Source organism: Pseudophaeobacter leonis, assembly GCF_002087335.1.
Lineage (GTDB): Bacteria > Pseudomonadota > Alphaproteobacteria > Rhodobacterales > Rhodobacteraceae > Pseudophaeobacter > Pseudophaeobacter leonis.
This window is the reverse complement of sequence record NZ_MWVJ01000060.1, coordinates 13,140-31,980: the sequence shown is the minus strand read 5'-3', so window position 1 is coordinate 31,980 and position 18,841 is coordinate 13,140. Positions and strand designations below refer to the sequence as shown.

Genomic DNA, 18,841 nt, shown 5'->3' with positions numbered 1-18,841 from the left:
TCAATCCAGTGCCAGCTCGGTGATTTCCCGGCGGAACGGCAATGCATCGCCAATGTCGTCGCCATCCAGTTCGCGCGCATAGCGGTGGCCCGCGTAGGTTGCCCAGGCGATGGGCCCCGGCGCGTTGGCGTCGCCAATAATCTTGACCGATTTGAGACCCGCATCCGCCCAGTCGGCCTCGCGGGCCTTGAGGTCCTCAAACACAGCGTTTTCCTCTTTGCGCGATGCGACCATAACCACTGCATCACATTCAAACTGCTGGGTGCGATCTGTGTAGACGCAATTGCTGACCACGTATCCGGCATGGATTTCACTGATGCCGCGGTTCAGCACGATGTCGACGCCAGCCTCCACCAGACGCGGATGAATTGCGATTTGCTCTAACGTGTTATTGGTCCAGTCCGACACATAGGCCGAGGGGGTCACCAATGTCACCTCTGCGCCAGCCTTGGCCAAAAGTTCGGCCAGAACGCCGCCCATGTAATAGTGATCATCGTCAAACACGATGACCTTTCCCTGGGGGATAGTGCCATCCATCAAGTCATCCGGCGTATAGATCTTGGCCCCGGATGCGATGGGCATGGGCACGACGTGCTGCCGTGCAACACCATCGGCGCGCCATTTCGCACCCGTCGCGATACAAACGTTTTCAAAGCCGAATTCAAGGATGCTGTCGGCGTCCAGCTCGCTTTCAAGGTAGATATCGACGTTTGCACGCTGCGACAGCTGATACTGCCGATAGTCGACCACACGCCCCCATGCCGAAAGACCCGGCAGCTTGGCTTCGCGCACCACACGACCGCCAATTTCGGTCTTGGCTTCGGCCACGGCCACATCATAACCACGGCGGCACAGCGCCCATGCAGCCTCTAGCCCGGCGGGGCCGGACCCGACCACCAGCACGTTATTGCTATCGCCCTTGGTGTTCATCTTTTCGGGATGCCAGCCTTTGCGCCACTCTTCCATGAAAGTCGGATTTTGCGTGCAGCGGCTAATCGACATGGTCATGTCGCCGGTGATGCACATGTTACAGCCGATACATTCGCGGATGTCTTCAATGCGGCCTTCTTCGACCTTTTTGGGCAGGAACGGATCCGCAATCGAGGGGCGCGCACAGCCGATGAAATCCAGTGTTCCGGTCTTGACCATCCTGGCCATGACATCCGGACTGGTGAACCGCCCGACGCCCACAATCGGCTTGTCAGTCAGCTCGTGAATACCGCGCACCAATTGCTCTTGCGCGGCTTCTTCCTTGAACCGTGACGGCCCCGAGCAATCCTCCCAGGTGCCATGGGCCAGGTCCCACAGATCGGGCAGGTCTTTGTTCATCTCGATAAAATCACGCAGCTCGGCGTTGGAAAAACCAAGATCACCGATGGTTTCATCAAGGCTGACCCGCAGGGTGATCCCCATGGTATCACCAACCGCATCCCTGATGTCCCCAATCACCTCGTTCACGAAGCGCGCGCGGTTTTCCAGACTGCCGCCGTATTCATCGCTGCGCTGATTGGTGGCCCGGCTCAGGAAGTGCTGGAAAATCCCGAAGCCATGCGCGCCATAGAGGCAGATCAGATCAAATCCAGCCGCCTTAGAGCGCTTTGCGGCATTGACGAACCAACGGCGCAAATCCTTGATGTCGCTTTTATCAAGCGCACGCGCCTGAACAGGATCATTGGTAAAGGTCCGGATCGGCATTGCCGAAGGCGCCAGAGGCACCTCTTTGGTATAAAGGTTCGGCCCATTGATGCCAGAATAGGCCAATTGGATTCCTGCCAAACCGCCATGCGTTTTCATCCGCTCGGACATTTTACGCAACATGGGAATGTCCTTGTCTTCCCACAGGCGCAATTCGATAAAAGGTGTGATTTCAGAGGTATGGTGCATCTCGCACTGTTCGGTGAAAATGACGCCCCAGCCGCCCTCGGCCTTTACGGCACGCATTTCTGCCGCCGCAGAAGGATCGCGATAGCCGCCCCCGTTGCAATGGGGAACCTGATAGAACCGGTTCTTGGCGACCACAGGACCGATGGCCATAGGTTCGAACAAAATATCAAAGCGTGGGTCGCGCAATTCCGCCTCCTCAAAAGTTGGTCGGGATCACGATAACGCACTGACCAGACACCGAAAGACGTGCTTGCAAAATCGCCGCTTAGGAAAAGGCTAAGCCGCAGAGATCTGCCTTAAACCGTGAGGTGAGGAATGCTGCCGGCCCCGCGCTGATCTTTGCAATGGGCGACAAAGGCACGGATGACATTTGCGCGCTCCGCATCCGTAGGCATCAAAAGACCCATCCGCATGGGCCGCACAGGTTGTTGCAGCGGAATGAACCTTAGCGGTTTTCCATCTGGTGACAGGTCGTTCAACGGGCGAATGTTCGCGATGGAATAGCCAAAGCCATTTGCCACAAGGCTGCGCATGACGGCCATGTCTTTTGTACGCTCGGCAATCTGCGGCTTGATATCAAGCCCGGCAACAAAAGACATGAAATATTCGGCACTAAACGGCAGATCAAGCAGCACCATGGCATGTTGCACAAGCTCTACCGGCGTAACCGAGCTGTTCTGCGCCAAAGGGTGATCCGGGGCGACGATGACATATGGCGGGAGTTCAAGCAGCCCCTCAAAGACCAGATCTGCAGGCAGATCAAGATCATAGGTCAGCGCCACGTCAATCTCTGCACGGCGCAGCGCGCTGAAAATCTCGGATTTGTTCAACTCTAGCTGCCGGATACGTACTTCCCGAAACTCTGCTTCAAAACTGCGCCGGACGGCGGGCAACACAACCTGCGCAAAGGTAACCAGACAGCCGATGTTCAGCGGGCCACGCACGGATCCGGAAATGTCGCCCGCCAGATCCACAAGCAGGTCCGAGGCTTGCAAAATATGCTCTGCCTGTTCCATCATGCGCCGCCCTGCCTGCGTCAACGACAGCCCCTGCGCGTGTTGGCGCACAAACAATGGCAGACCGAATTCTTTTTCCAACTGCGTAATTGCCGCCGAAATCGACGGCGATGACACGTTCACCTTTTCCGCAGCTTGCGCGATTGACCCCAAGGCGCCAACGGCGACGAAATATTCAAGCTGTCGCAATGTGAACCGCAGTGGCATTTTGTCTGTCCCCTACGGAGTGACTTATTCAGGTTTGATATTTTATCCATGTTGTCTTGAGTGCTGTGTATTTGTCCAGCGAATGCAGGGACAGATCACGACCAAATCCTGACTGCTTCATCCCCCCAAATGGCGTCATTGCCGACAAGGCATCAACCGTGTTGCCCGACCCCGTACCCGCCATCAACCCCTCTGACACCCGCAACGCCCGGCTCAGGTTATCTGTCCAGACAGACGCAGCAAGCCCATAGATACTGTCGTTTGCCATGCGCACCGCGTCCGCCTCATCGTCGAATGGAATGATCGACAACACGGGGCCAAAAATCTCGTCGCGCGCCAGCGGATCGTCATGTGATACATCATCAAAGATCGTCGGCTGCACAAACGACCCCTTGCCGTTGATCGCCACCTGCGCACCGCCCGTGACCAGCTTGGCGGTTTTCTTCCCCTCTTCAACAAACCGCATGATGCCTTCGGTTTGCGTTTTATCAACAATCGCCCCCATTTTGGAGGCCGGATCCAGCGGGTCCCCCGGCTGCATCCCCTGCGCCCGGGCAATCAGCTTTTCGACAAATTCATCCTTGATAGACCGCTCAACATATAGCCGTGAATTGGCCGAACAGACTTCGCCCTGATTAAAAAAGATGCCAAAGGCCGCCATGTCAGCGGCCGCATCCAGGTTCTCGCAATCGGCAAACACAAGGTTGGGGCTTTTGCCACCTGTTTCCGGCCAGACCTGTTTCAGATTGGATTGGCCGGAATACTGCATGAAGACCTTGCCGATGGCGGTCGAGCCGGTAAAGGCAAGACAATCAACATCCATATGCAGGCCCAGCGCCCTCCCAGCTGTGGCACCATATCCGGGAACCACATTCAACACCCCGTCAGGCACCCCTGCCTCTGAGGCAAGTTCGGCCAACCGCAACGCAGAGAGTGGAGACTGCTCCGCCGGTTTTAGGACAACCGAATTCCCGGCAGCAAGCGCCGCCGCCGATTTCCACGTTGCCATATCCAGCGGAAAATTCCACGGCGTCACCGCCCCGACAACCCCCAATGGGACCCGGCGCACCAGCGCCAAATCACCGGGCCCGGTTGGGGCGACTTCATCGTAAATCTTGTCGATGGCTTCCGCATACCATTGAAAAAAATGTGCCGAGCCGGGGGCATCAATCGTCACCGCATCGGTGATCAGCTTACCCATGTCCAAACTATCGAGCAGCGCCATTTCCGCGAGGTTTTCACGGATCAGATCGGCCAGTTTTAACATGACGGCCTTGCGATGCGCCGGTTCCGCCCGCGACCAACTGCCCGCCTCAAACGCCTGGCGCGCGGCCTTGACAGCACGGTCCACGTCTTCGGCATCACATTCTGCAACCTCAGTCAAAACGGCGTCGGTCGCGGGATTGATGCTTTGAAAAACCCTGCCCGATGCAGCGTCTACGAATTTTCCGTTGATGAAGGCCTGATTGCGAAACCGCAGGGCTGCTGCGCGGGATTTCCAATCGCTAAGGGTGTACTCAAGCATGTCTCAACTCTCTGTTTATACGTCGCCGGGCACGCCGTAAGAGGGCGCTTCGCGCGGGTCCAAGGCCCGCTGGATGTAGGCATCCAGTTGGGGTTTATAGATCTGCCATGCGGCGGCGATGTTTCGATTGGGCAGTCCTCGGTCCAGTCACAGCGCAGATCGGCAACCGGCCAGCTGACTTTGTCGACGATCTTCATGCCTGCAGAATGGATTGGACCCGCCTCACCGCCCGCTGCCAGACCCGCCCGCATAGCCGCGATCAAACGGTCGCCGATATGTCCCTTTGAGGCCATGAACCCGTCTACAATTGCCTGCGGCACCCTATCGTTGGCCAAGAGGTTGCCCCCCGAGGCCACGTCCAGACCGCTGGCCTGCGTCCAGATGCCCAGCGAATTTGGCCCGGAATGAATAGCCGAAGACCCCTCTTTGTCGATGGCGATCACCTGCCGGTATTCGGTGAACTGGCTGCTGCGAATGACCTCATCGACGGCGGCGCGTGCAGACAGGCCACGTTGCATCAGGTCCAGCGTCGCAGGCCCCAATGAGGGATCCGTCACGTTTTGCGACGCAACGGCGCCCACGCCTGCGCGCGCAAAAGAGCACCGCGCGGCAACAGCGGGTGAGGAGGATGAAATTGCCAAACCCAACATTCCGGTTTCGGCACAGCGGGCGACCAGTGAAAATGTCATCGGCTTAATCCGGAATGACGGCAGTGCCGTCAATTTCAACCAGCCAATCAGGACGCGCCAGCGCCTGCACCACCAACCCCGTCGAGACCGGGTGAACCCCTTTGATATATTGCCCCATGGTGCGGTAAACGGCCTCGCGGTGGCGCACATCGGTGATATAGACCACGACTTTGACCAGGTGCTCCATCTGCCCGCCGGCTTCTTCGATCAGCTGCTGGATGTTTTGCATCACTTTGTGTGTCTGTTCGACCGGATCATGGCTTGCGATGTTTTTCGCATCCTCAAGGTTCTGCGGACATTGGCCGCGCAGATAGACGGTACTGCCGCCGCGGGTCACCACGGCCTGACAAAGATCATTGTCGAGGTTTTGTTCTGGGTAGGTATCAGAGGTGTTGAACTTGCGTATACGCGTATGAGCCATTTGAGTGCTGTCCGATCTTAAACCGTGAATTTTGACAGGCGAAAGCCGCCCGTCATTTCATGCCTTGTGTCGCTGCTTTTCCAGCGTCGTTTTGTGATAGTCGAGATACTTGCGCTGCGTATGGATATGATCCGCCAGATGTTTCGCATCATGCCAGACCCCCCAAATAAACGACGATCCACGGCGCGACTGCCAGGGCAGCCCGAGAAAGAACACACCCGGCTCAACTGAGACGCCGCGCTGGTGCCTGGGCGCGCCTTGCGCGTCAAAGGCATCGACCTTGAGCCAGCTATAGTCCCGCGCAAACCCGGTTGCCCAAATGACTGTGGTGACACCTGCGGCGGCCAGATCAAGTTCTGTCAGCGGCATGGTCATGCACTCGGGATCAGCCATAAAGACCCGCGCCTCGGGTTCAGGCGGCAGATCAATGCCAGTGCGTACAACATAGGCATCTGCCGCATCCAGCATCGCAAGGTAGTTGGCATCGCCATTTGCAACGTTTTCGCACAGATCAGCGGCAAATCTCACGACACCATCCGCGTAGCTCTCGGTCCGTCCCACCAGGGTCATGCCACCAGCAGCGAGTTTGCGAAAATCAACCGTCTCGCCACCCTTGGCGCCGCTGACGGAAATGGTCACATGCTCGGTTCCAGGTGCCATCGCGGCCACATCCCACAGGCCCAGCACCCCCAGCCACCAACAAAAGTCGCGCCCCCGATAGGACCGCGGCGGGCGGTCATGCGGGCCAACAGACAGATAGACTTTGCGCCCCGCCTCCATCAGCTCGCGCGCGATCTGGCCGCCAGACGATCCTGCTCCCACAACCATCACCGCCCCCTGGGCCAACTGGTCAGGGTTGCGGTAGTCGTAGGAATGCATCTGAGACACCTGTGCCGTTTCAGGTATGACCGGCGGGATTACCGGCTTTTGGAAAGCACCCGTCGCACAGACAATATTCTGCGCTTCAATCACCCCTTGCGATGTCTCAACCCGAAAACCGCCTGCCCCCGCTATGCGCTCCGCTTTGGTGACTTCGACGCCTGCACGTACCGGCGCGTTGATCATTTTGGCGTAGTCGACCAGATAGTCCGCAACCACCTCTTTGGCCGGAAACCCGTCAGGGTCGACATCTTTGAACTCCATCCCCGGAAACCGGTCGTGCCAGGCTGGGCCGTTTGCAACAAGGTTGTCCCAACGCCCCGAACGCCATTGTTCGGCGATGCGGTTTTTCTCCAGCACCAGATGGGGAATGTCGGCCTTGCTCAGATGCTCGCTCATCGCGATGCCTGCCTGCCCACCACCGACCACAAGAGTATTCACTTTTTCGACTGGCATATCCGCATTCTCTCCAAAGGGTCTGACACAGGCAGGGGTGTCTTCGGTCGGCGGAGTTTTCATCGGCCACAGAGCCCCGTGACAGATGAAAACCCACTCTGCGACCCTGCACAGCAACTTAGCTGAGGGTTCCATTTTATCAGCGAACTTAAAATAAATGTATCTCTCACCGTGGGTTCGGTTCAGCCTAAGCTATTCAGAACGATCTTGAATAGCAGACGGGCTCGAAAGCTCCACCTGCTGCAAGTGGCGTATTGAACTGAAGTAACCAGCAAACCCGCCACGCCCTATATCCTTGTTTGGCGCTCTTACTTCATCGAGTTAAAGCCCACTATGTTGCCTTCGGTGTCCTTGCACAAAAGAACCCAACCGAAATCTCCGATTGAGAACTTTGGTCTGACGACACAGCCGCCGGCTTCGGCCACACGCTGTTGTTGAGTTGCGCAATCCTCGACCATGAAGTAAAGGACCGTCCCGCCGATGCCAGGAGCGGCATAGGGGGCCTTAGTCAGGGCTCCACCTGCGCCGTAGGCGCTCATTTCGGCAGGGAAGCTCATCATCTGGGTCTCGCCTGTTGGATCAACCATTGGGTCAAGTTTGGCCCCGAGCATTGCCTCATAAAAGGCCACGGCCCGCTCCATATCATCGACATTTATGTCGAACCATCCAACTGCGTTCATCTTGGCCATTTCCTAATCCTTTTGTGTGGGGTTTTCCAATTTTGCAGTGTTTGCAATCGGCTGTCGTCAGGCGAGCTGATCCGCTTCAACGGTGCTTTCAGGTGCCAGATCTTGGACACGATCTGCCAACCCTGCGCCCCCTTCACAAAGCCAAGATGGTCGACAAACACAGTTTGATGTGCCCGAATTCGGATTTTGACCGTGGCGCTAAGGGGAGACAGATGGTCAATCATCAGCACCTCGGCTTCACGGGGCTGGCCCGTGCTGGCAGGCGATATGCGCCCCGCAACATCGCTGCTGAAGCTGTCAATCGGCTCTACAAATACTGTGCCGTTGTCTGCGTCAAACAGGCTGGACTGCGGGTGGAACACTGCGTTCAGCTTTGTGGTGTCACAGTGATGGATCGCGTCAAAATAGGTCTCGATGGCGGCAAGCAAGTCAGTTTGGAGTGTCATGGTCAGGTCCTCGGTTTCAGGGTGATCCCTTAGACTTGCCATCAAAGGGAAAATCACGATACTGGCAGAATGGACAACATTCACACAGATTCTGCCAACATGACAAAACCTGCCTCTGCGTCGCCACAAAAACTGCTGGTCTGCGCCATCGCCTATGATGGCTTGTGCACGTTCGAGTTCGGCATAGCGGTCGAGCTATTCGCGCTGCCGCGACCCGAGTTCGAAAACTGGTACCGGTTTGCGACCGTAAAGGCGGAACCGGGGCCCATCCGCGCCCTTGGGGGCATCACTTTGGATGCAGACGAAAATCTTGATCTGTTGGCTGACGCCAGCCTGATCATCGTTCCGGGCTGGCGCGGCGCGGACACCCCCGTGCCAGAGGCGCTGTGTGCTGCATTGCGTGCCGCATATCGCAGGGGCGCGCGTGTAGCCTCAATCTGTTCGGGGGTCTTTGTGCTGGCCGCTGCTGGACTACTGAATGGCAAACGCGCGACAACCCATTGGCGCTATACTGACACGCTGGCTGCGCGCTACCCCGATGTGGAGGTTGATCCCGATGTTTTATTCGTTGAGGCAGACCGCGTTTATACCTCAGCCGGTTCCGCCGCTGGCCTGGATTTGGGCCTGCATATCATTCGGCAGGATTACGGAGCGCAGGCCGCAGCATCCGTTGCAAGACGGCTTGTTTTGCCCGCCCAAAGGGATGGTGGCCAGCGTCAATTTGTGCCGCGCCCGGAACCAAAGGCGCGTGCCGGCTCTAGTTTGGCAGCCCTGCAAGACCGCATCCGTGGCGCTATTGACGAGAACTGGCCGATCGAGCGTATGGCCAATGTGGCGGCCACAAGCGCACGCACGCTGGCGCGGCGTTTTCACGAGGAAGTTGGCACAACACCGTTAAACTGGCTAAAGGTTGAGCGGGTGTCGCGCGCGGCAGAGCTGCTTGAGAACGGATCCATCCCGCTGTCGGACGTCTGGGACGTTGGTGGCTTTGGCTCTGCAGAAACCTTTCGCCGCGAATTCCGCAAGACAATGGGCGTCCCGCCGGTACGCTACAGAGAGCGGCTGGGATCGCCTTCCAAAAGCGCGATAGCCGAAGCCGAGCGACGCTCATCCCCCACTTGTAGGCCGACCACTTGCAGGCCACCAGCTACAGTTCGCCAGCTATAGTCGCCAGTGGTTTCGAAACTACAAAGCCGGGCGAAGGAAATTCAGAATGGCGCTCATACGCATCATAACCTTACGGATGACATGGGTGGCGCCGGCACTTTCAGTATAGATGGCCACAGTGCCGACTGATCCCGCGCGCAGGTAAACGGCGTCTTCGGGCTCGTCTGTTTTGATCCGCACCAAGAAGGGCTCTGGAGCCACCTGCGCGGCAGCGGCAATTGAGCCTGAAACCTGCGCCTGACCACCAGAGGCTGCCGGCAGAACACGATCCACTGTTCCGAAAATGAGCGTCCCTGGACGGGTCTTCATAGCAATTTCAACCTGTTGACCTGGCTTGATATGACGCAGGTAAATCTGGTGAACCTGTGCGACGGGTGCAGATTCGGAGGTATCGACAAACGCCATCGAGGGCGCAAAGGGCAAATTGACCACCCTCTGTCCGACCGCGAGTGCCAGATTGGTAATGAACCCATCGCCGGGCGCCCGCACGATGGTCTGATCCAGGTTCCACTCTGCCTGCTCCAGTTTCGTTTCGGCCTCGGCGACTTTGGCAACCTGACCGTTCGGCATAAGCGCGCCCAATTCAGTTTCAGCGCGCATGACCAAGCCCGTGCCGGGTCCACTGCCGCCACTGCCTGAGCCAAATCGCTGGCACGACGTTCAAGCCTGTTTTCCGAATAGGTGCCGCTGTCTACCAGGCTCTTGTCATCGTCATAGCGTGACTGGGCCAGCACCTTGCGGGCAACAGATTGACGCAAATTCGCCTGTGCCGTGGCCAGGGCATCCAAATCCTGTTTTGACTGCGCCTGCATGCGCACCAGGTTGGCCTTGGCAATGTCCAGTGCCTGCTGGAAAGGCACGGGATCAATGCGAAAAAGAATGTCTCCCTTTTTCAACGCCACATTGGGTTCAGCGACAACTTCGACGACTTGCCCAGAAACATTCGGCACAATCTGCACCACGCGGGTCATGATGCGCACAGGTCCCGTCGGAGCGCCCCATTGCATTGGAATAAAAAGAAAGATCAGTAACAAAACCATCCATAGGCCAGTGGTGGCCCAAACCGGTTTTGTGTTGGGTAAAACTTTTACGCGCATCAACACAAACAGAACAGCCACATAAATCAATGTCAGGAAAACAATCATGAGGCCGCCTTTGCTTCGCTGGAAGGGAGCTTCTGATCTGGCGAAACATAAAAGGCCCAGACCAGAGCAAGAGGCCAGAATATGCCAAGCGCAATAGCGCCTAACCAACCTGCAACATTGATAGCTTCGTGCTGGGGGTGATTACGCTCGCGCGCAATACGCCCCGGCAACATCGCCAGAAAAACAAAAATAGCCAGGGCAGTACAGATAAGTACGATCAGCACGATCCCCGCAAAAATATCCAATCCGCTCATCACCGCCCCACTGAGTGCTACATCACAGGTATCGTAGAGAAGCTTCAATCAAAAACAATGGGATTTGGGCTACACCGCAATTATTGGACAGGATCCGACCTTTTTAAGCTACTCTTTGCACCCGCTGCTCGGTTTGGGATACTTCATTTCTGTGCCAATAGACCACCGAAGGCGACGGTCGATCTGCCGGATGAAAATCCGACCTCCTCCCAGGGCCGTGCCAGTACTTCGTCACTTAAGCATATGGAAAAAGGCTAAGATTGCACCCGTTCAAAGAGAGCACTTAGGAGATTTGAAGCGAGGCGCTGATCGCCCAAGCCGGGCGCCGGATTTGTTCTGAACAAAGGTGCTGCCCAGGGACCCATCCGGCACATTTTACGCCCTTTTACCGAGGGCGCAGCTCAACCCTGTCTCGCTAAAGCCGCCTGCGGGCATCATGCCAGAATGTGAGACGCGCCGCTGTGATCTTTGGCTGGTGCAGAGCCAATCTGGGCCAGTTTTTTGCGATACTCGGTAATCTGCCGCTCCACCACATCTGCACGTTGCGCTCCATGGCGGCCTCGGTACCATTCGGCAGTCCAGGCCAACATATCGGCAGCATCCAGCTGGGGTCGCCATCCCAGATATTCACGCGCCGCAGCACAATCGAGGCGCAGCAGCGTCGCCTCGTGCAGCCCGTCTCCTGCCTCCTGGCGCCACTCAAAGCCGGGGCCAAGCCTGTCTCCAAGGGCCGAGATCACCTCTTCGACGCTCAGTGTCATATTGTCCGGCGGGCCGAAATTCCAACCCTGCGACAGCTGCCCCGCCCCTGAGCAGCTTCGCTCGGCCAGCAACAGGTAGCCCGCGACCGGATCCAGAACGTGCTGCCATGGACGCAGCGCCGCCGGATGGCGCAGTGAAAGACTGTCACCGGCGGCAAAGGCGCGCATGGCATCCGGGATCAGGCGGTCCAGACTCCAGTCGCCTCCCCCAATCACATTGCCCGCCCGCGCCGAGGCCACCGCCACGGGCTGCCCGCCGTCCTGTTGCGCCCCGTCCTGTTGCGCGGTGGCATGCTGAAAATAAGAGTTGCGATAGGCTGCGGTGACCAGCTCGGCGCAGCCCTTGGAGTTGGAATAGGGATCATGCCCCCCCATGGGATCGCTTTCCCGGTACCCCCAGATCTGTTCGCGGTTCTCGTAGCATTTGTCGCTGGTCACCACGACGACAGAGCGCAGCGAAGGTGCCGCCATGCGACAGGCCTCAAGCAGATGTACGGTGCCCATGACGTTGGTGGCATAGGTCTCGACCGGCGTGGCATAGGACAGGCGCACCAACGGCTGGGCCGCCATGTGAATGACCACCTCGGGGTCGAAGTCGGCAACAGCCTTGCGTAAAGCTTCGGCATCGCGAATGTCGCCTGTGATATGGTCAATCCGCGTGGCCAGTTCCAGTTCCTCAAAAAGGGGCTCTGGTGCGTGCCGCTTTGTGGCACACCCTCGCGCGACGCAGGCAGCGCAAATCCGCACACCTGGGCCTGCATCTGCAACAGCCAAGCGGTGAGCCAGCTGCCCTTGAAGCCGGTATGCCCGGTGACAAACACGCGGCGGCCCCGCCAAAAGGCCTCGCTGGGATTGGGATCGGGGGTGCGCAATACTCTGGTCTCCACAGTCTGGGTCGTGTCAGGGTCGTGTCGGGGTGGTTCGTGTCGGGTATCGGGTTAAGACGCTTTTTGGCAGAGCTCTGCTGAGGCCTCGGGGCGCTCCGGCGCGCTGTCCCGGTCGTTCAGCACCACCACCTCGGCCTGCCAGCCCATGGCAGCGATCTGGGCCCGAATCTCGGCCTCGTAATTTGGGTTCATGACCACAACCGTTGCTATGCCTTGTGCCATGGCGGTGGCGGGATCAACAATCGGCGTGGCGCTCACGGGCATGAAACAGCCCTGTTTAGCCGAATTGAGATCAATGCCCAGGTCGATCAGACCCGCAGCACGGGCGTTCATCAGCAGGCTGAATGTCACGCCTTTTGAGGCCGCCCCCCAAATGGCCACGCCGCCTGTCTGGCGGCGCTCTCCCAGGTATTTGGCCCACTGGTCGAGCAGCGCGTCCCGTCGCGCAAGATAATGCTGGCCCAGGTCTGCGGGCGCCGCGCTGGTTTCGTCGCGGGGTGCGTCGCGGGGTGCGTCATTGGGAGCAGCCGCTGGGGCTGCGGCAGGCATACTGGCTTCGATCCACATGTACTGGTCGTCATAGACCCGGCTGACCTGGGCCTGTAGCCCATGGGCAGCGAGAAGCCTGCGCATGGAGCGTGGATTGTAAAGCGCGCAGTGTTCGTAGAAGAAATCCTGAAAGGCGCCATGTCGCAGGATCCAGTCGACATCCGGTGTTTCCACAAACAGTTGCCGACCAGGCGCCATGGCTGCGTATAGATTGGCGGCAAACCCCTGCACATCGCTGACGTGCTCAATTGTGTGGCGTGAACAGATGACATTGGCCTGAGGCGGTATTTTCGACACCTCCTGCGGGGTGAAGAAACAGCGGTGGATCACAACCCCCTCAGGCAGCGGGGACGCGGTTGTGCAGGACGGGTCGAACCCGACAGCCGAAACAACGCGCCCTTTGGAACGGTCATGTAAAAGCCGCAGAAAATCGCCCTCGCCGCAGCCGATCTCCACATAGTGTATGTCCTGATCCGGCGGCACTGAGGCCAAAATCCGATCCGCCATCTCGCACAGATGCGCCTGGTAGAACCCAGAGGCGGAGACATCGTTGTTGTAGCCCCCGTCATAAGATATCAGCCCGGCGTCAAAGGCAGCATTCCAGACAAAGCCACAGTCGCTGCATTGCACCATGGTCAGTGCTCCACAGCTGAAATTCTGCGCGCTCTTGCGATCCGGCAGCGTGACGTTTTGCAGAGTCGGCACATTAAGCCTGCGTTCAATCACGGTGGTCACATCACTGCTGCACAGGGGGCAGGCGTGCGATTGCGTCTCGGCCATGGAAACCTCACTATTTAGAGCAGTCAGCTATGCATACTCGGGTCGCCCCGGAAGCATCTGATGGTCGAAAGCTAGAGTACAATTCTTACTAAATTAGAAATATCGCAATTACAGATCGGGCGGACGGAAAGCCTAAAACTTTTTACAAATCAACGAATAATTAACTGCGTACTTGTAGGAATTGAACGTAACGAGGCATTTTTTTCAGGCAGGAACGCAAAATGAAAGTTGTTATTCTAGCCGGTGGTCTGGGCACCCGCATCAGTGAAGAATCCCATCTGCGCCCCAAGCCAATGATCGAAATCGGTGGTAAGCCGATTCTGTGGCACATCATGAAAACCTTCAGCGCCCATGGGCTCACGGATTTCGTGATCTGTTGCGGCTACAAGGGTCATATGATCAAGGAATATTTCACCAACTATCTGCTCTATAATGCCGATGTGCAGGTGGATCTGGCCGCCGGTGATTTTAATATACTGAGCCACAATGCCGAACCCTGGCGCATTACCATGCTCGACACCGGCGAGATGACCCAGACCGGCGGCCGCCTTGCGCTGGCGCGGCCGCATCTGGGCGACCGCTTCTGCGTCACCTACGGCGACGGGCTCGCGGCCATCGATGTCAAACGCTTGATAGAATTCCACAAGGCCGAGGGGCGCACCGCAACCGTTACAGCCGTGCAGCCTGCGGGCCGTTTCGGAAGCATCGAGACTGAAGGCACGGCCGTAAGCCGTTTCGTGGAAAAGCCGGCTGGCGACAACAACTGGATCAGTGGCGGCTTCTTGGTCTGTGAGGCAGAGGCGCTGGACCATGTCACAAGCCTGGACACGGTCTGGGAAAAGGGCCCCCTGGAAGCGCTGACCCGCGACGGACAGCTCTCGGTCTACAAGCATCACGGCTTCTGGAGCGCCATGGATACCATGCGTGACAAAAAGCATCTGGAAGAGCTCTGGAGCAGTGGCAAGGCGCCCTGGAAAACCTGGAAATGCCCGGAATCCCAACTGCCATTCTGCGCACCCCAATTACCAAAAGCCCCGGCTACATCCAAGGATCCTGCGGTGGCCATCCAGAACGACCAGACACTGAAAGATGGCAAACTCTGCCCTTACAGAACTGCCGCTGGCCGGGGCGTTTCACTATCGCCCCCGACCGCTGCAGGACCACCGCGGCAGTTTCGCCCGCCTGAGCTGTGCCGAGACCCTGGCAGCTGCCGGTCTGAACCCAGTGGGTGTTCAGACCAACCTGTCGCGCACTCTCGCCTGCGGCGCGCTGCGCGGGATGCACTATCAGACCCCGCCCTTTGCCGAGATAAAGCTCCTGACCTGTCTGGCGGGCCGGGTCTATGACGTACTGGTGGACCTGCGCCCGGCCTCGCCCACCTATGGGCAATGGACCAGCTTAGAGCTGGACGGAACGGCCGCTGACACAGTCTATATCCCTCAGGGCATTGCACATGGTTTTCAAACCCTGAGCGAAGGGGTCATGCTGCACTACAGCCATTCGACAGCCTTCAGCCCAGATCATCAGGCGGGCCTGTCCCACCGTGATCCAGAGGTCGCAATTGACTGGCCGCTGCCGGTCACCGCCCTGTCTGAACGCGATGACGCCCTGCCCTTTCTGACCCACATAAAGGAGGCCTTGTGATGCAGTGCCGCCATTGCGAAACGCCGCTCTCTCTCACTGTGCTTGACCTTGCGCATGCTCCGCCCTCAAACGCCTATCTGAAAAAAGAGCAGCTGCGACAACCGGAGGTGCATTTCCCTCTGCGCCTGTTGCTCTGCGAAAGCTGCGGATTGGTCCAGACCGAGGATTTTTGCGCTGCGGATCAGTTGTTCGACGAAAATTATGTCTATTTCTCATCGACGTCCAGCAGCTGGTGCGCCCATGCGGCACGTTTCGTCGACAGTGCTATTGATCGTTTTGGCCTGACACCCGAAAGCTTTGTCGTAGAGGTCGCCTCGAATGATGGCTATCTTTTACAGAATTTCGTGAGTGCCGGTATTCCCTGCCTCGGGTTCGAGCCCACAGCCAGCACCGCCGAGATCGCCGCGCGCAAGGGCGTTGACAGTCGGCTGGCCTTTTCTTGGTGCAACCGAGGCCACGACGCTGCGTGACGAACGCAAGCGCGGAGCCGATCTGATCATCGGCAACAATGTTTATGCCCATGTGCCGGACATCAATGATTTCACCCGTGGGCTGGAACAGCTTCTGGCAGAACAGGGCGTGATCTCGCTGGAGTTCCCGCATTTGCTGGAACTGGTCGAACAGAGCCAATTTGACACGGTCTACCACGAACATTTCTCCTATCTTTCGCTGACGACGGTCCAACAGATCTTTGCCGCCGCCAACCTGCGCATCTTCGATGTCGAGCAGCTCTCTACCCACGGCGGCAGTTTGCGTGTCTGGGGCTGCCGGACACCGGCGGACCATGCAACAACTGCGGCCGTGGAGGCAATTCTGGATCAGGAGCGCGCGGTTGGCATCACCACGGGCGCCTTTTTTACCGATCTGCAGGGTCAGGCGGACCAGGCAGCCGAAGCGCTGCTCTCCTTCCTGCTGGACTGCAAGGCAAAAGGCGAAACCGTCGCCGCCTATGGCGCCGCAGCCAAGGGGACAACCCTGCTCAACTATCCCCGCATCAGCGACCGGCTGTTGCCATTTATCTGCGATGCGGCGCCCTTCAAACAGGGGCGCTACCTGCCGGGCTGCCATGTCCCGGTGCGCCCCCCACTGCGCTCGACAGCTCCCCGCCGCAGCATTTGCTGATCCTGCCCTGGAATATCAAGGATGAGATCGCCCGCGACCTGGCCTGGCTGTCCCAGGAGCATGGCACCACGTTCTGGACCATCCTGCCCTACCCTAAACGTCTGGACCAACCCTCCGTCCCCTTGTCAGCGTCAGCGGCCGCGCTTTCGGCATGACGCACATGACTACAGGAGAGAGAAAATGCTGTCGCCAAAACTGAGCATCTGCATACCGACCTACAACGGGCATCTTATCTGGCCACGGCTGCTTATCACCTGGAAGAGGTGGTGGCCGAGCTGCCCTTTGCCGTGGAAGTCGTGATTTCCGACAATGCCTCAAGCGACAATACTCTGGAGCTGTTGCAGACGGCCTGTGACAGGCTGCCGCTGGTCGTGCTGCGTCAGACCGAGAACCTGGGTGCGGTCCGCAACATCAGTGCCACTATGCGCGCGGCCAAAGGGACATATCTGGTCTATCTCGGTGATGATGACCGGCTGAAACCTGCAGCACTGGTCGACAGCATCACGCAACTGGAGGCCAACCCGCAGGCCGCTGGGCTCTATGCGCCCTGGGAGGTGCTAGATCTGGTCAAGAACGAGGTCACGAGCTACGGCTACAAACAGTCGAAAGACGTTACAATCCCGCAGGGAAATTACGCCAAGCTCATGGAGCACGTTGCCGAACACGCAATTTTTTCCGAAATCTGCATCCTGCGCGGCGAGGCCTTCCGGGCGTTGCAGCCCATGATAAACGATCTTGCCTTCTGGGCCTTCACGATTCCCTGCGAATACCTTGGCTATGGTGACCTGATCTATGCAAGCACACCCTTCTATAGCTCTATCAGCCGGCACTTTCCTGGGGACAATCGTTCGCAGCAAGGGATCCGCGATGTGATGAGCGCCTGGGACATCTACCGCGGCGGGGTGGATTATATGTATGGTCTTGCCCTGCAACATGGCGGGCTGACCCGGCACAAACAGGTTGCGGCCTTCGTGTCGAATTTGCCGGTGGAGCGGATGGCCAAGGCGCTTCAGCTGCGACTGGCGTCGGGCGAAGGAGATCCGTTGGAAAATTACGCGCTGGCCGCGCGGCTGCGGGGACGCGGATGGGTCAATAATTTGCCGGTACCAATGGAGCATATACGCAATTCGGCGGTGATCTACTTTGTATGTGTGAAACTGCCTGACACCCTAAAGGCCAAAGGTGTGGTGATCATAGGCGACTGCCCGCAGAAAGCCGTGCAGCAGCTCAACGACATAGCTAACCTGCCGGTGCGCCATGTGAGCCGTGCCGAAGATATCTGCGAGACAGACCTGGTTTTTGATATTGGGTGCAAGGATGATGCTCTTGCAAAACAGGCCAGCACCCTGGCCCTGGGCCATATGCTTGAAGCTAATCTGCTGAAGAAATTCCCATGAGTGAGCCCGCTCGGGATATCCTGCTGACCGGCTCCACCGGTTTTGTCGGCCGGGCCGTGACGCGTGTCTTGCACAGCGCGGGCCACCGGCTGTCCCATGTGGTGCGCTGCGGCAGTGATGATCGCATCCCCATCCTGGGCCCACAGGACCGACTGATCCCGGTCGACGATCTTTTTGCGCAGAGCTCTGACTGGTGGGCGCATGTGATGCAGGATCAAGACCTTGTGTTGCACATGGCCTGGTATGCCGAGGCGGGAAAATACCAGACCTCACCGCGAAATCTCGATTGTCTGGCAGGGACGCTGGCTATGGCGCAGGGAGCAGCACAGGCACAGCTGCGCCGCTTTGTCGGGGTTGGGACCTGTCTTGAATATGATTTGCGCAACCCACAGGGAGTGTCGCGCAGTGTGGGGCCCGACAGCCCGCTGAACCCGCAATCGCCCTATGCGGCCGCCAAGGCCGCCTGCGCCCTCGCCCTGGGTCAGAACCTTCCACAATCTGGCGTGGATTTCCTTTGGGCACGATTGTTTTACCTCCACGGCGAGGGTGAAGACCCCCGCCGCCTGGTGGCCGCACTGCATGAAAGCCTCTCCAAAGGAGAGCCCATTGCGCTGACCTCTGGCCGCCAGATCCGCGATTTCCTCGAGGTGTCCGAGGCGGCTGAAATGCTGGTGGCAGATGCTCTCTCGGACCTTAGTGGTGTGAGCAATATCTGCTCGCAGACCGGCATCACCGTGCGGAGCCTGGCCGAACAGATCGCCGACCGTTACGGCCGCCGCGATTTGCTGCAGTTCGGCACCCGCCCTGACAATCCTGACGATCCGCCCTGCGTGATCGGACAGCGCGACCCCGCGCCGCACCGCCCTCTTCCCACCCCTATTGCGACAGCGCCCGGCGCTGCCACTGCCCCTTGTTGAAAGGAT

The 18,841-nt window shown here is 58.3% G+C and carries 17 protein-coding genes and 3 pseudogenes; 7 read left to right on the top strand and 13 right to left on the bottom strand.

Going from position 1 to position 18,841, the window contains the following annotated elements; all coding sequences use genetic code 11:
- The 8 genes and pseudogenes from B4968_RS13650 to B4968_RS13615 all read right to left on the bottom strand — a co-directional run bounded on the left by B4968_RS13650 (position 1) and on the right by B4968_RS13615 (position 8,212).
- Positions 1–2,070 (bottom strand): oxidoreductase, encoded by a 2,070-nt coding sequence (locus B4968_RS13650; RefSeq protein ID WP_083099783.1) that lies wholly within the window; start codon positions 2,068–2,070, stop codon positions 1–3.
- Positions 2,071–2,180: 110 nt separating this feature from the next.
- The gene (locus tag B4968_RS13645; protein WP_083099780.1) at positions 2,181–3,107 is read right to left on the bottom strand and encodes a LysR family transcriptional regulator; all 927 of its coding nucleotides are present in this window, start codon (positions 3,105–3,107) and stop codon (positions 2,181–2,183) included.
- A 28-nt stretch (positions 3,108–3,135) separates the two neighbouring features.
- Positions 3,136–4,632 carry an aldehyde dehydrogenase gene (locus B4968_RS13640; protein ID WP_083099777.1) on the bottom strand — a complete coding sequence of 499 codons (1,497 nt, stop codon included), beginning with the start codon at positions 4,630–4,632 and terminating at the stop codon, positions 3,136–3,138.
- 15 nt (positions 4,633–4,647) lie between these two features.
- Positions 4,648–5,321 (bottom strand): annotated as a pseudogene (locus B4968_RS13635) (DUF1028 domain-containing protein).
- A 4-nt stretch (positions 5,322–5,325) separates the two neighbouring features.
- Entirely contained in the window at positions 5,326–5,742 is a 417-nt protein-coding gene (locus B4968_RS13630) for a RidA family protein (RefSeq protein ID WP_083099774.1), read from the bottom strand.
- Positions 5,743–5,799: 57 nt separating this feature from the next.
- Positions 5,800–7,077 carry a flavin-containing monooxygenase gene (locus B4968_RS13625; RefSeq protein WP_083099993.1) on the bottom strand — a complete coding sequence of 426 codons (1,278 nt, stop codon included), beginning with the start codon at positions 7,075–7,077 and terminating at the stop codon, positions 5,800–5,802.
- Positions 7,078–7,385: 308 nt separating this feature from the next.
- Positions 7,386–7,757 carry a VOC family protein gene (locus B4968_RS13620; RefSeq protein ID WP_241525743.1) on the bottom strand — a complete coding sequence of 124 codons (372 nt, stop codon included), beginning with the start codon at positions 7,755–7,757 and terminating at the stop codon, positions 7,386–7,388.
- Positions 7,754–8,212: a nuclear transport factor 2 family protein gene (locus tag B4968_RS13615; RefSeq protein WP_083099768.1), complete on the bottom strand. Its 459-nt coding sequence runs from the start codon at positions 8,210–8,212 to the stop codon at positions 7,754–7,756. The genes B4968_RS13620 and B4968_RS13615 overlap by 4 nt, the downstream gene beginning before the upstream one ends.
- A 99-nt stretch (positions 8,213–8,311) precedes the next feature.
- Here B4968_RS13615 and ftrA point away from each other — a divergent pair, with 99 nt between their 5' ends.
- Positions 8,312–9,379 carry a transcriptional regulator FtrA gene (ftrA, locus tag B4968_RS13610; RefSeq protein ID WP_083099991.1) on the top strand — a complete coding sequence of 356 codons (1,068 nt, stop codon included), beginning with the start codon at positions 8,312–8,314 and terminating at the stop codon, positions 9,377–9,379.
- 18 nt (positions 9,380–9,397) lie between these two features.
- Here the strand turns inward: ftrA and B4968_RS13605 are convergent, their stop codons facing one another.
- The 5 genes from B4968_RS13605 to B4968_RS13585 form a co-directional block, all read right to left on the bottom strand.
- The gene (locus tag B4968_RS13605) at positions 9,398–9,688 is read right to left on the bottom strand and encodes a hypothetical protein (protein ID WP_083099766.1); all 291 of its coding nucleotides are present in this window, start codon (positions 9,686–9,688) and stop codon (positions 9,398–9,400) included.
- Positions 9,685–10,524, bottom strand: coding sequence for an HlyD family secretion protein (locus B4968_RS13600; protein ID WP_083099764.1), 840 nt, complete (start codon positions 10,522–10,524; stop codon positions 9,685–9,687). The genes B4968_RS13605 and B4968_RS13600 overlap by 4 nt, the downstream gene beginning before the upstream one ends.
- Positions 10,521–10,778, bottom strand: a complete 258-nt coding sequence (locus tag B4968_RS13595) for a DUF3302 domain-containing protein (RefSeq protein WP_083099988.1) — start codon at positions 10,776–10,778, stop codon at positions 10,521–10,523. The genes B4968_RS13600 and B4968_RS13595 overlap by 4 nt, the downstream gene beginning before the upstream one ends.
- Positions 10,779–11,212: 434 nt before the next feature.
- A complete protein-coding gene (rfbG, locus tag B4968_RS13590) occupies positions 11,213–12,313 on the bottom strand; it encodes a CDP-glucose 4,6-dehydratase (protein WP_241525742.1) in 1,101 nt (366 codons plus the stop codon).
- Between the two features lie 164 nt (positions 12,314–12,477).
- A complete protein-coding gene (locus B4968_RS13585; protein ID WP_241525741.1) occupies positions 12,478–13,755 on the bottom strand; it encodes a class I SAM-dependent methyltransferase in 1,278 nt (425 codons plus the stop codon).
- A gap of 221 nt (positions 13,756–13,976) precedes the next feature.
- On the opposite strand from B4968_RS13585, the pseudogene rfbF reads away from it, so the two are divergent.
- The 6 genes and pseudogenes from rfbF to B4968_RS13560 all read left to right on the top strand — a co-directional run.
- A pseudogene (rfbF, locus tag B4968_RS13580) lies at positions 13,977–14,726 on the top strand (glucose-1-phosphate cytidylyltransferase); the annotation flags it as partial.
- Positions 14,727–14,844: 118 nt separating this feature from the next.
- Positions 14,845–15,399, top strand: coding sequence for a dTDP-4-dehydrorhamnose 3,5-epimerase family protein (locus B4968_RS13575; protein ID WP_083099761.1), 555 nt, complete (start codon positions 14,845–14,847; stop codon positions 15,397–15,399).
- The gene (locus tag B4968_RS24535) at positions 15,399–15,869 is read left to right on the top strand and encodes a class I SAM-dependent methyltransferase (protein WP_241525740.1); all 471 of its coding nucleotides are present in this window, start codon (positions 15,399–15,401) and stop codon (positions 15,867–15,869) included. The genes B4968_RS13575 and B4968_RS24535 overlap by 1 nt, the downstream gene beginning before the upstream one ends.
- Before the next feature lie 52 nt (positions 15,870–15,921).
- Positions 15,922–16,676 (top strand): annotated as a pseudogene (locus B4968_RS24530) (methyltransferase C-terminal domain-containing protein).
- 111 nt (positions 16,677–16,787) lie between these two features.
- Positions 16,788–17,918, top strand: a complete 1,131-nt coding sequence (locus B4968_RS13565; RefSeq protein WP_241525737.1) for a glycosyltransferase family 2 protein — start codon at positions 16,788–16,790, stop codon at positions 17,916–17,918.
- A complete protein-coding gene (locus B4968_RS13560) occupies positions 17,915–18,835 on the top strand; it encodes an NAD-dependent epimerase/dehydratase family protein (protein WP_083099758.1) in 921 nt (306 codons plus the stop codon). The genes B4968_RS13565 and B4968_RS13560 overlap by 4 nt, the downstream gene beginning before the upstream one ends.
- Positions 18,836–18,841 lie beyond the last annotated feature (6 nt).

Bases quoted from the DNA above. Each gene is read 5' to 3' on its own strand.
- B4968_RS13615 (WP_083099768.1), bottom strand. From the start codon at position 8,212: ATGACACTCCAAACTGACTTGCTTGCCGCCATCGAGACCTATTTTGAC.
- B4968_RS13640 (WP_083099777.1), bottom strand. From the start codon at position 4,632: ATGCTTGAGTACACCCTTAGCGATTGGAAATCCCGCGCAGCAGCCCTG.
- B4968_RS13645 (WP_083099780.1), bottom strand. From the start codon at position 3,107: ATGCCACTGCGGTTCACATTGCGACAGCTTGAATATTTCGTCGCCGTT.
- B4968_RS13575 (WP_083099761.1), top strand. From the start codon at position 14,845: ATGGCAAACTCTGCCCTTACAGAACTGCCGCTGGCCGGGGCGTTTCAC.
- B4968_RS13600 (WP_083099764.1), bottom strand. From the start codon at position 10,524: ATGATTGTTTTCCTGACATTGATTTATGTGGCTGTTCTGTTTGTGTTG.
- B4968_RS13620 (WP_241525743.1), bottom strand. From the start codon at position 7,757: ATGAACGCAGTTGGATGGTTCGACATAAATGTCGATGATATGGAGCGG.
- B4968_RS13630 (WP_083099774.1), bottom strand. From the start codon at position 5,742: ATGGCTCATACGCGTATACGCAAGTTCAACACCTCTGATACCTACCCA.
- B4968_RS13625 (WP_083099993.1), bottom strand. From the start codon at position 7,077: ATGCCAGTCGAAAAAGTGAATACTCTTGTGGTCGGTGGTGGGCAGGCA.
- B4968_RS13605 (WP_083099766.1), bottom strand. From the start codon at position 9,688: ATGAAGACCCGTCCAGGGACGCTCATTTTCGGAACAGTGGATCGTGTT.
- ftrA (WP_083099991.1), top strand. From the start codon at position 8,312: ATGACAAAACCTGCCTCTGCGTCGCCACAAAAACTGCTGGTCTGCGCC.
- B4968_RS13595 (WP_083099988.1), bottom strand. From the start codon at position 10,778: ATGAGCGGATTGGATATTTTTGCGGGGATCGTGCTGATCGTACTTATC.
- B4968_RS13560 (WP_083099758.1), top strand. From the start codon at position 17,915: ATGAGTGAGCCCGCTCGGGATATCCTGCTGACCGGCTCCACCGGTTTT.
- B4968_RS24535 (WP_241525740.1), top strand. From the start codon at position 15,399: ATGCAGTGCCGCCATTGCGAAACGCCGCTCTCTCTCACTGTGCTTGAC.
- B4968_RS13585 (WP_241525741.1), bottom strand. From the start codon at position 13,755: ATGGCCGAGACGCAATCGCACGCCTGCCCCCTGTGCAGCAGTGATGTG.